This is a genomic window from Chitinimonas lacunae (genome assembly GCF_042650885.1).
Taxonomy (GTDB): Bacteria; Pseudomonadota; Gammaproteobacteria; order Burkholderiales; family Chitinimonadaceae; genus Chitinimonas_A; species Chitinimonas_A lacunae.
Genome location: NZ_JBHSBU010000001.1, coordinates 4,373,589 through 4,386,718 on the forward strand (window position 1 = coordinate 4,373,589; position 13,130 = coordinate 4,386,718).

Sequence of the window (13,130 nt, forward strand, 5' to 3'; positions counted from 1 at the left end):
GAAAGCCGCCGCTAGGCAGTTTATAGATAAAAGCCGGGGACGGATAAGCGAGCTGGCGACCAGCGGTCAGTAAAAAGGTGGGAGGTGGCTTGGCAGCCGGTGGGCAGGAAAAGATAGGCCATCAATACGTCGGTCTTTTTCAAGCAAAAACCTGACAATGTCTGTGGTTTATTGTGTCTTGATGGCGCTTATCTTTAGTTGAAGCCGAGTAATCAGGCATTCATTCGTTCGGATAGTGTGGTTTTTTGGCTGGAAACAGCTGACAGAATTCAGAATTTTCCCCAGGGCCGGGTCTTGCCCTGGTGATCGATGGCCAGTACGGCCACGCTGCCCGGCGTATAGGCGCCCATCCCGGGACTATGAGCCGGCATGCCGGGCACACTCAAGGCTCGCACCGAAGCTGGTTTTTCCCGCAGCAGGCGCTCGATGGCCGCTGCCGGCACATGGCCTTCGATGGCATAGCCGGCCATCAGCAAGGTATGGCAGGACGGCGCTACGGCCGTGCCGTAACGCTGCTTGATCTCTGCCAATTCCTGCGTCGCCACTTCCCGGATCACCCAGCCCTGTTCGCGCAGATGAACAGCATGGGCTGCACAGCAGCCACAGGTGGGACTCTTGTAGAGCGTGCCTTCCCGGGGGGCGGCCTGGGTGGCTGTGGCCAGCAAGGCCAAGGCGATCAGCGACAGTCTGGACATGGTGTGGCTCCACAGAAACGATCCAGCCCAGCATAGGCAAGTCCTGCCGTCATGAAGCTGACCGGCTGATTACATTTCTGTCATGTTGGCCGGTGGTGGGGCCAAGGTACAGGGGAGATGGGGAGAGGAGGCGGAAATCGGGCTTTTTCAGGGCGTCCGAGGTTCGTCTGTCCGGCTCGGAGCCAATGAAGCGCCATGGCCCCCGCAGCCGGGTAGGGAGCGCGGTCACTGGTCTGTCCTGACCGTGGCGGCAAAACGCAGCCGGAAGGTAATGCGGTCGCCGTCGCTCTCCACTTCGACCGTGCCCTGGTGCAGCCGCATGATCGAATCGACCAGTGCCAGGCCGAGACCGACGCCGTCGGTATCGCGGCTGCGGGCGTTGTCGCCGCGGGTGAAACGGGCGAATAGCTGGTGCAGCTCCTCCGCCCGGATCGCCGCGCCCGGGTTGCTGACCGACAGAAAGGGGCCCTGGCTGTCGTGGCCAAGCCGGACTTCGATTTCCGCGCCGGCCGGGGCATAGCGCACGGCATTGGACAGCAGATTGGTCAGCGCACGGCGCAGCATCAGCCGGTCGCCCGGCACGGCAAGCTGGCCGGCGACCGTCAGGGTCTGCGCCTTTTCCGAAGCGCCCAGCTCGAAGAATTCCACCACGCTGTCGCTCTCGGCGCGCAGATCGACCGGCTGCTGATCGAGTGTCAACATGCCGCGATCGGCACGGGCCAGGAACAGCATATCGGACACCATGCGCTGCATCCGCTCCAGCTCTTCCATATTCGACAGCAAGGCTTCGCGGTAGACCTCGACCTCGCGTGGCCGGCTCAGGGTCACCTGGGTTTGCAGCAGCAGATTGTTGAGCGGGGTGCGCAGCTCATGGGCGATATCGGCCGAGAACTGCTCAAGGCTGCGAAAGCTGTCGTGAAGCCGGGCCAGCATGCGGTTGAGGCTCTCGACCAGCCCGCGCACTTCACCAGGCGCATGTTCGACATCGAGCGGCGCGCCCAGCCGGTCGGCGGTCAGCCGCTCGGCCTTGGTGGCCAGTTCCTGCAAGGGCGCCAGCCCGCGCCATGCCACGAAATAGGCCCGCAGGCCGCTCAATAGCGTGCCGAGCAGACCGACCAGCACGGCAATCAGCCGATGGTTGTGCAGGATGCGTTGCGAATCGGTGACGTCGACGGCGACATAGACGTCGATCTCGGCCGCGACCGGGCCGTGCCAGGTGTGGGGAATCCGCCGTACCCACCAGCGCGCCTCGCGGCCTTGCAAGGGCACGATTTGCAGCGCCGGCAGCGGCGGGCGGGAACGGATGGCCTGGGCCAGTTCCGGCAAGGGCCGCAGCAGCCAGACCGGGCCGCTGCGCACACCGATGCTCAGATGCGGATGGCCCACGGTAATTTCGCGGAATTGGCCGATATGGTCGATCAATCGTTGTGGAACGGCGACCCCGGCCAATTGATGGCGGACGACTTCGGTCTTGCCGTTGATCTCGGCCAGATTCTGTCCGTCGAGCTGCATGCCTAGCGCGTGGTAGAGCGTGTAGCCCACGCCTGCCATGATCAGCGCCGATCCGGCCCAGAACGACAGCACCAGCCGCAGGGCAAGGCTGGAGCGGGCTGAGCGCGGCTTCACTCGCGTTCTTCCATCACATAGCCAAAGCCGCGCACCGTATGGATCAGCGGCTTGGCAAACGGCTCATCGACCTTGGCACGCAGCCGGCGGATCGCCACTTCGACCACATTGGTATCGCTGTCGAAATTGATGTCCCATACCTGCTCGGCGATCACGGTACGCGACAGCACTTCGCCCTGGCGCCGCATGAACAGCAGCAGCAGGGCGTATTCCTTGGCGGTCAGATCGATCCGCCGCCCGGCCCGCTCGACCCGGCGCCGCAACAGGTGGACCTCCAGATCGGCCAGCGTCAGCACATCGCTTTCCTGTTGCTTGCCGCGCCGCAGCAGCACCCGCACCCGGGCCAGCAGTTCGGAAAAGGCAAATGGCTTGACCAGATAGTCGTCCGCCCCCAGTTCCAGCCCACGCACCCGATCCTCGATCCGGTCACGCGCGGTCAGGAACAGCACCGGCATCGCATGGTTGCGTCGGATACGCTTGATCAGCTCCCAGCCATCGATTTCCGGTAAGCCCACATCGAGGATCAGCAGGTCGTAATCGACGCAATCGACCTGATGCAGCGCATCGGGGCCGGTTCTGACCCAGTCCACCATCAGGCCGTTCTCGCTCAGGCCCTTCACCAGATATTCGCCCGCATGGGCTTCGTCTTCTGCCAGTAACAAGCGCATTGGGTTCTCCTCCGGGCCACATGCTAAACCGGTCAGCTTGAAGCGGCGCCAACATTACAAATTTGTAATCGCTTCATCAGCTCGATGACCGGTGCTGCCCGCTAAAGTGACACGACATTCCAGGAGGAGCCGCCCGATGTCCCCCCTTTGCCGCGCCAGCGTGTTGGCCTTGCTACTGACCACTTTTACCGTAGCGGCCGAACCGGCGGTCTACCGCTCGACTTTCGATAGTTATCTGCGCTGGCCGGCCGAACCGACCCCGCCGGCCTGGCGCACTGCCAACGACGAAATGGGCCGCTTGGGCGGTCATGCCGGCCACCTGAAGCATGCGGCTGGCGAGCAGCCGGCCAGGCAGTCGGCTCAGCCGGACCATAAGGGCCATCACCCTGGGAGCCGACCATGAGCCGGGCTGTGGCGGCATTGCTGGGGCTGGTGCTGACCGGCTGTGCCAGCGTCTCTGCCGAGCGCAGCATCGACGAAGTACGCAAGCTGGCAGGCCCCGATGCAGCTGCGCTCAAAGCCGTCACCGACGCAAGTGGCGAAACCGAGCGCGCCCAGGCGGTCGAGGCGCTGCTCGCCAAGCCGCTCGGGATGGATGAGGCCATCCGGCTTGCCATGCTCAACAACCGTTCGGCCCAGGCAGGGCTTGCCGAATTGGGCGTTGCCGAGGCCGAGTTGGCCCAGGCCGGACGGATCGAGAATCCCACCCTCAGCTTTGCCAAGCTGCGCAGCGAAGGCGAGGTCGAGTACGAACGGGCGTTCAAGCTCGATCTGCTGGGCGTGCTGTTCATCCCGTGGCGGATGCGGATCGAAACGCAGCGGCTGGAACAGGAAAAGCTGCGCGTCGCCGCCGATATCGCCCGGCTGGCGCTTGAGACCCGTAAAGCCTGGGTCAATGCCGTGGCGGCAGCGCAGAGCGCCCGTTATCGGGCCGATGTGAACGAGGCGGCCGAAGCCGGCGCGACGCTGGCCAGACGGATGGCCGATGTCGGTAATTTCAGCCGGCTCGACCAGGCGCGCGAACAGGCCTATTACGCCGAGACCACCGCCGAGCTGGCCCGGGCGCGGCAGGAGGCGGTGGAAGCGCGCGAACGGTTGATCCGGCTGCTTGGGTTGGGCGGGAGCGAGGTGACGAAGTTGACGCTGCCGGAACGCCTGCCCGATCTGCCGGCCACGCCACGCGCCTTCGAGCAGACGGCCCAGGTTGCCGCGCAGCAACGGCTCGATCTGCAACGTGCCCGCCACGAGGTCGAAGGCCTGGCCCGTTCATTGGGCCTGGGCCGCGCCACCCGCTGGGTCAACGCGCTGGAGACTTCCTATCTGCACAATTCCAGCAATGAAGGCCATCGGGCCCGTGGTTATGAGCTGGAATTCCAACTGCCCTTGTTCGACTGGGGCGATGCCAGACTGGCGCGCAATGAAGCGAGCTACCGAGCGGCGTTCAACCGGGCAGCCGAGATCGGCCTGAATGCCGAGTCGGAACTGCGCGCCCGTTATCTGGGCTATCGCACTGCCTACGACCTGGCCCGCCACTACCGCGACGAGATCGTGCCGCTGCGCCGGACCATCGCCGATGAAAGTCTGCTGCGCTACAACGGCATGCTGATCGGGGTGTTCGAGCTGCTGGCCGAGGCGCGGCAGCAGGTGGTGGCGGTCGACGCCTATCTGGACGCCCTGCGCGCCTTCTGGGTGGCCGATGCCGATCTGGCGCTCGCTGCCAGCGCAGGCGGTGGCGAGACCGGTAGCGGGCCGCGCCGCGCTGCCGGCAACCAGGCGGGTGCGCCTGCCGGACATTGATCCTTATCCGAGACAAGCCATGAGCAACCGTAGACGATTTCTCCAGGCCGCCGCCGGTCTGGTCGGTGCAAGCACCGTATCGCGGCTGGGCGCCGCCGGCCTGCCCGAGGCGCCGATCCAGACCAGCGCAGCGACCCAACCGCCCCTGTCGCCACGCGACGGCCGACCTTATCAGCCGGTGGTGACCTTGAATGGCTGGACGCTGCCCTGGCGGATGAAGAACGGGGTCAAGGAATTCCACCTCGTGGCCGAGCCGGTGGTGCGTGAACTGGCGCCGGGAATGAAAGCCCATCTGTGGGGCTACAACGGCCAGAGTCCCGGCCCGACCATCGAATGCGTCGAGGGCGACCGGGTGCGGATCTTCGTCACCAACCGTCTGCCCGAACACACCACCATCCATTGGCACGGCGTGCTGCTGCCCAATGGCATGGATGGGGTGGGCGGGCTCAACCAGCCGCAGATCAAGCCGGGCAAGACCTTTGTCTACGAGTTCGACATGATCAAGTCGGGCACGTTTATGTATCACCCGCATGCCGACGAGATGACCCAGATGGCCATGGGCATGATGGGTTTTCTGGTGGTGCACCCGAAGAACCCCGACTTTATGCGGGTGGACCGCGATTTCGTGTTTCTGCTCAGTGCCTACGATATCGAGCCGGGCAGCTATACGCCGCGCGTCAATACCATGCTCGATTTCAATCTCTGGACCTGGAACAGCCGCGTCTTCCCCGGCATCGATCCGCTGGTGGCCCGTACCAACGATCGGGTGCGGATCCGTATCGGCAATCTGACCATGACCAACCATCCCATCCATCTGCATGGGGTCGATTTTGAAGTGACCTGCACCGATGGCGGCTGGGTGCCCAAGTCGGCGCGCTGGCCCGAAGTGACCACCGATGTGGCGGTGGGCCAGATGCGCGCCATCGAGTTTGTGGCGGCGCGGCCGGGCGATTGGGCTTTCCACTGCCATAAATCGCACCACACCATGAACGCCATGGGCCATTCGGTGCCGACCATGATCGGGGTCGACCATCGCGGCCTGGTCGAGAAAATCAATAAGCTGGTGCCCGACTATATGGTGATGGGCGAGCGCGGCATGGCCGATATGGGCGAGATGGAAATGCCGCTGCCCGACAACACCCTGCCGATGATGACGGGCCAGGGCCAGTTCGGCCCGATCGAGATGGGCGGGATGTTTACCGTCTTCAAGGTCCGCGACGACATCCGGCCGGGCGACTATCGCGATCCGGGCCATTACCGCTATCCCAAGGGTTCGGTGGCCTATGAATGGACCGGCGAGCTGGCACCGCCGGTACGCGCCAAGGCCCCTGAAGCCGATGCACAGACCCTCAAGGTGGTCAAACCCAAGGGCCATCACTGATTGGCCGCAGCTGGAGCTGTTCCCATGAAATTCCCCTGTTACCTTTCCCTGCTGGCAGCCTTGCTGGCCGCGCCCGTCTGGCCGCACGGCAGCACGGCGGACAAGCCGTCCAAGCCCCACCATCCACAAGCGGCCGAGCAGGAACTGTTCGGCCGGGAAGGCGATCGGGCCAAAGTCAGCCGGACCATCGAAGTCACCATGTCCGACCAGATGCGCTACCAGCCCGACCGGATCACCGTCCGCCAGGGCGAAACCATCCGGCTGGTGATCATCAATAGCGGCCGCATCATGCACGAGCTGGTGCTGGGTTCGGAGGCCGAACTCAAGGCCCATGCCGAGGTGATGCGCAAGTTCCCCAATATGGAGCACGAGGCGCCGCATATGGCCCATGTGGCCCCGAGCCAACGCCAGGAAATCGTGTGGGAGTTCAACCGCCCGGGCGAATTCCTGTTCGGCTGCCTGATTCCCGGCCATTTCGAGGCCGGCATGGTCGGCCGCATCAGCGTGATGCCCAGTCGCTCCTGATCCCGATAGCGGAGATTACCGATGCTGAAATCCATTTTTCGTACTGCACTGTTGACCCTGGCGGTCGCCGCCCTCGCCAACCCCGCGCCGCAAAGCGAAGGCGAAGTCCGCAAGGTCGATCGCGAGCAGAACAAGATCACCATCCGCCACGGCGAGATCGCCAACTTGGGCATGCCGCCGATGACCATGGTCTTCCGCGTCAAAGACCCGGCACTGCTCGGGACGCTCAAAGCCGGCGACAAGATCCGCTTCCAGGCCGAAAAGCTGGAACAGGGCTATACCGTCACGGCAATCGAGCCGCAGCCCTGATTGGTTTGTGATTGATTGGGGTGCAGAAACCGGTCCGGACACTGATTGAGAGCCGCCTCAACAACGGCGGATGCGCCGGCGGCTGTTGGCGCATTTCCCGCTGATTCGGAGTCTGCGTGTCCGCGCCGGCCCACAATCCTCAGTCAGACTCAGTGGCGACGCCGATTGAAACGGACATGCTGTAGCAGCAAAGTGGCGTGATCTGCCGCTGTCTGGGACACCTGGTGTCCGTGGAGCATGGGTGGAGGCCGGAATCATGGTTCGGCCTTCTACAGGCCCGGGGAAAGAAAGTCGGATGCTTGGTCGTCAAAGCCGCAACGATGCCAACGCCCGGGTTCAAGCCGGCGCCAGCCGCAGCAGCTCATCCACCCGATCGAACACCATATCCGGGGCACAGGCCTTGAGCGATTCGAGTTCGCCGTAGCCCCAGGCCACCGCGCCGCAGGCGATCCGGGCGCGACGGGCGCTTTCGAGGTCGGTGATCTGGTCGCCGATATAGATCGCCCCGGCTGCTTCGGCACGGCAGACCTTGAGGGTGGTGCGCAACTTAGCGGTCTTGCTGAAGATCGACGTGCCGCATTCGAAATGGCTGATCAGGCTGGCGATATCGGGTCCGAGCACTTGCCGGATGGTGTCGTGCCGGTTGGCGCTGACGATCGCAAGGCGCACGCCGCGCGCCGACAGCTCACGCAATAATTCGGCGATGCCGTCGAACAGGGCGATGGCGTTGAGGCGCCGTTTCATCTCGGCGCGAAAGCGGTAGGCCAGCAGGGGGACGCGCCAGCGTGAAATCCCGAAGTGCTTGATCAATTCGCGCGCACCGTGGCGGCGCAGCTCGGGAATCTCCTCCGCCACGACCGGCCGGTAGCGATAGACCTGGGCCAGCTCGTTAAAGACTTCGACAAATACCGCCATCGAATCGGCCAAGGTGCCGTCGAAATCGAAAATCGCCAGTTGATAGGACATGGGGTCTTGAGCTGAAGTTGAATAAGCTTGCGTCGAAAAAGACTATTTTCGTTTCTATTCGTCTGCCAGTCTTGCAGACGTTTTTCCTGAAATTTTACTTTTGTCCCGTGTCATTTGTGGCGATGACCGGCTTTCCTCCGGCCAGCCGCAGTGCGTTGCCGACGACCAGAAGCGAGCTGAGCGCCATGCCCAGGCTGGCAAGCCAGGGCGTCACCAGGCCAAGCCAGGCAAACGGCAGAGCGATCAGGTTATAGCCTAGTGCCCAGATTAGGTTCTGCACCACCACCCCTTGGCTGCGCCGCGCGGTGATCAGTCCTTCGGCGACTGCTGTCAGCGAACCGACCAGCACGGCATCACCGGCCGACTGCGCCGCTTCGGCGCCGCCGCCCACCGCGATGGATACATCGGCCGCTGCCAGGACGGGGGCATCGTTGACGCCATCGCCGACCATTGCAACACGCCGTCCCTGGGCTTGCAGCGCCTGCACATAGGCCAGCTTGTCAGCAGGCGTCGCCTGGGCGCGGACCTGCTCGATGCCAAGTGTGGTCGCCACGGCCTGACAGGCCGACGGAGCGTCGCCGCTCAGGATATGGACCTCGCAGCCGGCGGCCCGTAGTGCCGCGACGGTAGCGGCTGCCTCGGGGCGGATCGCGTCGCCCAGGGCAAAGGCGGCGAGCCAGCGTGAGCCGTCAGCGAGTGCCACCACGGTGTGGCCGTTGCGCCAGCCGGTCAGGGTGGCGGGCGCAGGTTCCTGGCAGAACGTCGCCACAAAGGCCGGATGACCGATCCGACAGCGCACGCCTGCCACCTCGGCCTCGACGCCGCCGCCTGGGTAGTTGCTGAAATTCTGTGCGGCAGGCGCGTTGTCGACCCCGTCGCGCAGGGCTTGGGCGAGGGGATGTTCGGACGCCGTTTCGAGTGCGGCGGCAAGGCGATGGGCATGGTGGGCATCGAGCGCCAGGGGGAGGGTATCGACCAGCACAGGCCGGCCCAGCGTCAGCGTGCCGGTCTTGTCGAAGATTACGGTATCGGCCCGGGCCAGCGTTTCGAGCGCCCGGCCGCGGGTGATCAGGAGACCGGCGCGGGCGAGCCGGCCGGTCGCGGTTGCCAGTGCAGCCGGCGTCGCCAGCGACAGAGCGCAGGGGCAGGAAATCACCAGTACCGCCACGGTAATCGGCAGTGCATGCGCCGGGTCGCGTCCCTGCCAGTACCACCAGGCGGCCGCAGCCGTCAGCAGCAGGGCCGCGACAAACCAGCCCGCCACCTGATCGGCCAATTGGGCCAGCCGGGGCTTGTCGGCCAGCGCCTTGTCGAGCAGGCGCACGATGCCGGCCAGTTGGGTCGATTCGCCGATCCGCTCGATCCGCACCACCAGGGGCGCGTCGACGTTGATGGCACCACCGACCACCGGGTCGCCGGGCTGTTTGGAGATGGGGCGCGATTCCCCGGTCAGCAGCGACTCATTGGCATGGCCCGCGCCTTCGAGCACCCGGCCATCGGCCGGATAGCTCTCGCCGGGTTTGACCAGCACCGTGTCGCCGACCGCCAGCCGCGCCACGGCCACCGCATGGGGTTCGCGCCCGGCCGGATAAGCCGGCAGATGGTGGGCGAAAGCCGGAATCAGCTTGACCAGACTCTCGGCCGCCGCCCCGGTTTTGCGTCGCGCCGCCGCTTCGAGATAGCGGCCGCCCAACAGCAGAAAGACGAACATCGACACCGAGTCGTAATAGACCTCGCCGTGGCCGACCCAGGTCGCGTGGACTGAACCGGCGAAGGCGGTGACGACGCCCAGCGTGACCGGCAGGTCCATCCCGACCCGGCCTCGCTGCAAGTCGCGCCAGACACCACGATAGAACGGCAGACAGGAATAGAGCAGCACCGGCAGCGTCAGCACCAGGCTGGCGTATTGCATCAGCCGTTCCATCTCGGCGGTGACGGTGCCCGGATCGGCCATATAGACCGGTACGGCATACATCATCACCTGCATCATCGACAGGCCGGCGATCCACAGGCGGTTGAGCGCCTGTTTACGTTCCTTTTCGTGGAGTGCCTGCTGGCGGCCCGGGTCATAGGGGTGGGCGCGATAGCCGATTGCGGCGACGGCTTCAAGCAGGTCGGACAGATGGATGCGCGAGTCATCCCAGATCACCCGGGCACGCCGCGTGGTGTAGTTGACGCTGGCCTCGATCACTCCGGGCAGCCGTTGCAGATGCCGTTCATTGAGCCAGATACAGGCGCTGCAACTGATCCCTTCGAGCAGCAGCGCCGCTTCCCGGATCGATCCTTCGCCGCTGCGCACAAAGCTCTGCTGCACTTCGGGCAGGTCGTAGAGTTTGAGCTGTTCGGCCAGCTCGCTTGGCAGGGGCTCGGCCCGGTCGGCCGGGCGGTCGCGCTGGTCGTAATAGCTGTCGAGGCCGCTATGGATGATCGTATCGGCCACCGCCTGACAGCCGGTGCAGCAGGCAGCATGTTCGACATTGCGGTAACGGATCGGATAACGGACGGGGGCAAGATCGGCCTCGGCGACAGGCAGGCCGCAGTGGAAGCAGTTGGCGTTCATAGGACAGAATTGTAAGGCTTAAGCCAAGACGGGGTGGGCAGGATCGGCAGCCCTGGGCGGTGGGAATGGTAGTGTTTGCCTATCCGTCTCGTCCGGTCGCGGTGATAAAGCCCGCCGATGACCACTGTGGATATTCTTCATGACCATTTCCCGCCATCTCGGTTTCTCTACACTGTTGATCAGCGCCGTCCTGGCCCAGGCAGCGCCGCAGGAAACGACGGTGCCGCTCCCACCGCCTCCGCCACCGACCATCCCACCCCCGCCCGCTGTGCTACCCGAGATACCGCCTGTTCCGGCCGGCGACCATTACCTGGTCAAAGGGGCGATCCGGGGTTATCCGCATCGGGTGTTGACGCTGGCAGAGGCCAACGGCGGCAAGACCGAGTGTTTTATCCATGCGGGAAGCTATGTCTGTGCAATGGCCGGACTGCAGGGCAGGACGATGACGCCGCTCGACTTCAAGCTGACGGTCGAGCCACCGCTGAAATATTCGCCCACAACGCTGACTTTCGATTGTGGGCCGCAGAATCGTTGTGCTTCGGGCTCGATGATCACCGGGCCGACCCTCAGGGCGACAGGCCGCGCCAGCCGCTTTATCCATACCGCCTGGATGATGCTCGAATGTGCCGAGCGCCTGCTACCCGAATTGCGCCCTTTTGCCCTCACTCACGACGACATACAGAACGGCACGGTGATGATGGGGCGTTCGTATCCAAACGGCTGGTCTGTGGGCGTGGCCGGCCCCAACAACTGGCCCGTCGAGACAGCCGGCCCTGCACCCGGCCACGTCTATCTCTCTTTGCCGGATACGCCGGGTTGGATACTTCTCGGTGAAATCCAGACGATCAATCGCGAGTATTGTCACGATTGGTAGGAGAGGGCTTATCTAAACCAGTCATCGGCAGAGGCTGATCCTGGCTCTTGTCTTTAAGGCGCTTCAAATATCGAGAGGACGTTTCCACTCGATGTTTTCTTCTTTCAGCCCAAGAAATTTCATTACAGCTGTCTGTGCGTCCTGCACATTGCACCGCGCAGCCATGAGATAGATGGCTGCTCTGCCTGGAATGTTGTCGTATCTGATGGCTACGACATTTCCTACTGACTCTACTTTGAAATCTACAGCGTTGAACCAGTCGAGATCATCTTTTTCCCGAACTAAAGGGATGAGCAATGACTCCGCCAATGCCAAAGGATCAGGGAACTGAGTGGTTAGAATTTTAGTGCATTTCCATTTAAATCGAAGTCATCGATAAGCCTGGCGGAGCGCTGCACGCTTGTGTTGTGCGGTGTAGAGACGCTGACTCCGAATTGGCTGGAAATGCGTTAATTCGTTAATTGTTTCGTGGAGGCTGGAATAAGATTCTTTGTTGATGGTATCAACACAAAAGGCCGAGCTAACCCGGCCTTTCAATTTATCGTGCTATCGCTCTTACAACCCATGCGAGCGGAAGAACACCTTCACGCTGTTTCCTTGACTTTCATCGTCGCGTTCGAGCGAAGCCGGTCTTTCGTTTGAGACAAAGCTGACTTCGAGCGAGGACAGAGACTCGATCAGATCGCTCTGGGCGCTATAGCTAAGTCTGTCATCGATAGATTGGCAACTGCCACGGTCTTCGAAGAAGTCGGTGTAGGGGTCGGAATCTTCGATCAGAAAATCCTCGTAATGAATCATGCCTTCGGTCCAGGAAGGATTGCCGTCCTTGCATGGCGTGGCAGTGCCAAAGCGCCATAGCCAGGGGGTGCCGGCGCTGGCGTATTCGCCGCTGGCACTGCCGCTGACCATAAACACCACATCGCGCCCGAGTGCCTTGAGCCGTTTGGCACCCGTGGCGCTGGGCCATTCAGGCTTTTCCTGGAGCCAGCGGGTAGCGGATTGCAGTCGTTGTGGTGGCAGCAGTTCGACGATGGTGTGGGTCGCATTGCCAAAGCGCCAGGCGCCACGGCTCTGCACCACGGCTTTGTAGAAGGCGGGCAGGGTGACACCGAGCCGTTTTTCCGCAGCGGCGATGACAGCAGCCGAGGCTGGTGGGCTGGTGTGGACCTTGTAGCCCGTGAACGGCTCCGATTGGGGAAGCTGAGCAAAGAGCGCGGTCAGCCGGTCCGGTAGTTGGCGCAGGGCATCGGGACCGCTGAGGCGGCTGTGCACCGCCTGGTTGAGTACCAGTACCCCACCACCTTGCAGTGACTGGCGCTGGCCTTTGAGCGGCTGGCTCAATCCTTTGACGCTGTAGCGCCAGAACAGGCGATTGGGTTCGACCGGCAGCTTGATCTGGGCTTCGGGCAGCGAGGTGGCACGGCCCACATCGAGCCGACCGGCCGGCTTGCCGTCGATGCTGAGGCTGAGCCGCTCGTAGCGCTGGTCGTCGCCGATCTGGTTCAACAACTGGACGTCGGCCGCTTGCGCCAGCGACCCCGCCAGCAACAGGGTGAAAGGGAAGGAAAGGTGGAAGTTCATGGGTAGTCCGGACGAAGAGACAAAGCTGGCGACTGTAGTCGGGCTGGCGACGGTCGGCAATCGGGAATCCTGCCTATCCGGTACTGTTGCCTATCTTTCCTCCGGACGTGACTCCCCATCGCTGAAACGATCCAATATTAAATATTTA

At 63.3% G+C, this 13,130-nt stretch carries 13 protein-coding genes; 6 read left to right on the forward strand and 7 right to left on the reverse strand.

Translation table 11 applies throughout. The annotated features are described in order from the left end of the window. Positions 1–269: 269 nt before the first annotated feature. From ACFOW7_RS18740 to ACFOW7_RS18750, 3 genes are all read right to left on the reverse strand, one after another. Positions 270–695: a DUF411 domain-containing protein gene (locus ACFOW7_RS18740; protein WP_378167250.1), complete on the reverse strand. Its 426-nt coding sequence runs from the start codon at positions 693–695 to the stop codon at positions 270–272. A 225-nt stretch (positions 696–920) separates the two neighbouring features. Continuing rightward, a complete protein-coding gene (locus ACFOW7_RS18745) occupies positions 921–2,321 on the reverse strand; it encodes a heavy metal sensor histidine kinase (protein ID WP_378167252.1) in 1,401 nt (466 codons plus the stop codon). Beyond that, on the reverse strand, positions 2,318–2,989 hold the full coding sequence (locus tag ACFOW7_RS18750; protein ID WP_378167254.1) for a heavy metal response regulator transcription factor: 672 nt from the start codon (positions 2,987–2,989) through the stop codon (positions 2,318–2,320). Before ACFOW7_RS18750 ends, ACFOW7_RS18745 begins: the two co-directional genes overlap by 4 nt. Before the next feature lie 136 nt (positions 2,990–3,125). On the opposite strand from ACFOW7_RS18750, the gene ACFOW7_RS18755 reads away from it, so the two are divergent. Genes ACFOW7_RS18755 through ACFOW7_RS18775 form a run of 5 tightly spaced genes read left to right on the forward strand, consistent with a single transcriptional unit; the run spans position 3,126 to position 7,001 of the window. After that, positions 3,126–3,392: a hypothetical protein gene (locus tag ACFOW7_RS18755; protein WP_378167256.1), complete on the forward strand. Its 267-nt coding sequence runs from the start codon at positions 3,126–3,128 to the stop codon at positions 3,390–3,392. After that, on the forward strand, positions 3,389–4,786 hold the full coding sequence (locus ACFOW7_RS18760) for a TolC family protein (RefSeq protein ID WP_378167258.1): 1,398 nt from the start codon (positions 3,389–3,391) through the stop codon (positions 4,784–4,786). The genes ACFOW7_RS18755 and ACFOW7_RS18760 overlap by 4 nt, the downstream gene beginning before the upstream one ends. A 19-nt stretch (positions 4,787–4,805) precedes the next feature. After that, the gene (locus ACFOW7_RS18765; protein ID WP_378167260.1) at positions 4,806–6,167 is read left to right on the forward strand and encodes a multicopper oxidase family protein; all 1,362 of its coding nucleotides are present in this window, start codon (positions 4,806–4,808) and stop codon (positions 6,165–6,167) included. Between the two features lie 24 nt (positions 6,168–6,191). Next, complete coding sequence (locus ACFOW7_RS18770; protein WP_378167262.1) at positions 6,192–6,692, forward strand: cupredoxin domain-containing protein; 501 nt, start codon at positions 6,192–6,194, stop codon at positions 6,690–6,692. A gap of 21 nt (positions 6,693–6,713) precedes the next feature. Next, positions 6,714–7,001 carry a copper-binding protein gene (locus tag ACFOW7_RS18775; protein WP_378167264.1) on the forward strand — a complete coding sequence of 96 codons (288 nt, stop codon included), beginning with the start codon at positions 6,714–6,716 and terminating at the stop codon, positions 6,999–7,001. A 336-nt stretch (positions 7,002–7,337) separates the two neighbouring features. Here the strand turns inward: ACFOW7_RS18775 and ACFOW7_RS18780 are convergent, their stop codons facing one another. Beyond that, the gene (locus ACFOW7_RS18780; protein ID WP_378167266.1) at positions 7,338–7,967 is read right to left on the reverse strand and encodes an HAD hydrolase-like protein; all 630 of its coding nucleotides are present in this window, start codon (positions 7,965–7,967) and stop codon (positions 7,338–7,340) included. Positions 7,968–8,061: 94 nt separating this feature from the next. Next, positions 8,062–10,527 carry a heavy metal translocating P-type ATPase gene (locus ACFOW7_RS18785; RefSeq protein WP_378167268.1) on the reverse strand — a complete coding sequence of 822 codons (2,466 nt, stop codon included), beginning with the start codon at positions 10,525–10,527 and terminating at the stop codon, positions 8,062–8,064. A gap of 139 nt (positions 10,528–10,666) precedes the next feature. Here ACFOW7_RS18785 and ACFOW7_RS18790 point away from each other — a divergent pair, with 139 nt between their 5' ends. Continuing rightward, on the forward strand, positions 10,667–11,401 hold the full coding sequence (locus tag ACFOW7_RS18790) for a hypothetical protein (protein WP_378167270.1): 735 nt from the start codon (positions 10,667–10,669) through the stop codon (positions 11,399–11,401). Between the two features lie 63 nt (positions 11,402–11,464). On the opposite strand, the gene ACFOW7_RS18795 is transcribed toward ACFOW7_RS18790, so the two are convergent. Then, on the reverse strand, positions 11,465–11,698 hold the full coding sequence (locus tag ACFOW7_RS18795) for a hypothetical protein (RefSeq protein WP_378167272.1): 234 nt from the start codon (positions 11,696–11,698) through the stop codon (positions 11,465–11,467). A gap of 258 nt (positions 11,699–11,956) precedes the next feature. Further along, positions 11,957–12,982 carry a hypothetical protein gene (locus ACFOW7_RS18800; RefSeq protein WP_378167274.1) on the reverse strand — a complete coding sequence of 342 codons (1,026 nt, stop codon included), beginning with the start codon at positions 12,980–12,982 and terminating at the stop codon, positions 11,957–11,959. Positions 12,983–13,130: the final 148 nt, after the last annotated feature.

What these genes read in the sequence shown, in the direction of transcription:
- ACFOW7_RS18740 (WP_378167250.1), bottom strand. Translation starts at nt 695, where the DNA reads ATGTCCAGACTGTCGCTGATCGCCTTGGCCTTGCTGGCCACAGCCACC.
- ACFOW7_RS18750 (WP_378167254.1), bottom strand. Translation starts at nt 2,989, where the DNA reads ATGCGCTTGTTACTGGCAGAAGACGAAGCCCATGCGGGCGAATATCTG.
- ACFOW7_RS18755 (WP_378167256.1), top strand. Translation starts at nt 3,126, where the DNA reads ATGTCCCCCCTTTGCCGCGCCAGCGTGTTGGCCTTGCTACTGACCACT.
- ACFOW7_RS18760 (WP_378167258.1), top strand. Translation starts at nt 3,389, where the DNA reads ATGAGCCGGGCTGTGGCGGCATTGCTGGGGCTGGTGCTGACCGGCTGT.
- ACFOW7_RS18765 (WP_378167260.1), top strand. Translation starts at nt 4,806, where the DNA reads ATGAGCAACCGTAGACGATTTCTCCAGGCCGCCGCCGGTCTGGTCGGT.
- ACFOW7_RS18770 (WP_378167262.1), top strand. Translation starts at nt 6,192, where the DNA reads ATGAAATTCCCCTGTTACCTTTCCCTGCTGGCAGCCTTGCTGGCCGCG.
- ACFOW7_RS18775 (WP_378167264.1), top strand. Translation starts at nt 6,714, where the DNA reads ATGCTGAAATCCATTTTTCGTACTGCACTGTTGACCCTGGCGGTCGCC.
- ACFOW7_RS18780 (WP_378167266.1), bottom strand. Translation starts at nt 7,967, where the DNA reads ATGTCCTATCAACTGGCGATTTTCGATTTCGACGGCACCTTGGCCGAT.
- ACFOW7_RS18785 (WP_378167268.1), bottom strand. Translation starts at nt 10,527, where the DNA reads ATGAACGCCAACTGCTTCCACTGCGGCCTGCCTGTCGCCGAGGCCGAT.
- ACFOW7_RS18790 (WP_378167270.1), top strand. Translation starts at nt 10,667, where the DNA reads ATGACCATTTCCCGCCATCTCGGTTTCTCTACACTGTTGATCAGCGCC.
- ACFOW7_RS18800 (WP_378167274.1), bottom strand. Translation starts at nt 12,982, where the DNA reads ATGAACTTCCACCTTTCCTTCCCTTTCACCCTGTTGCTGGCGGGGTCG.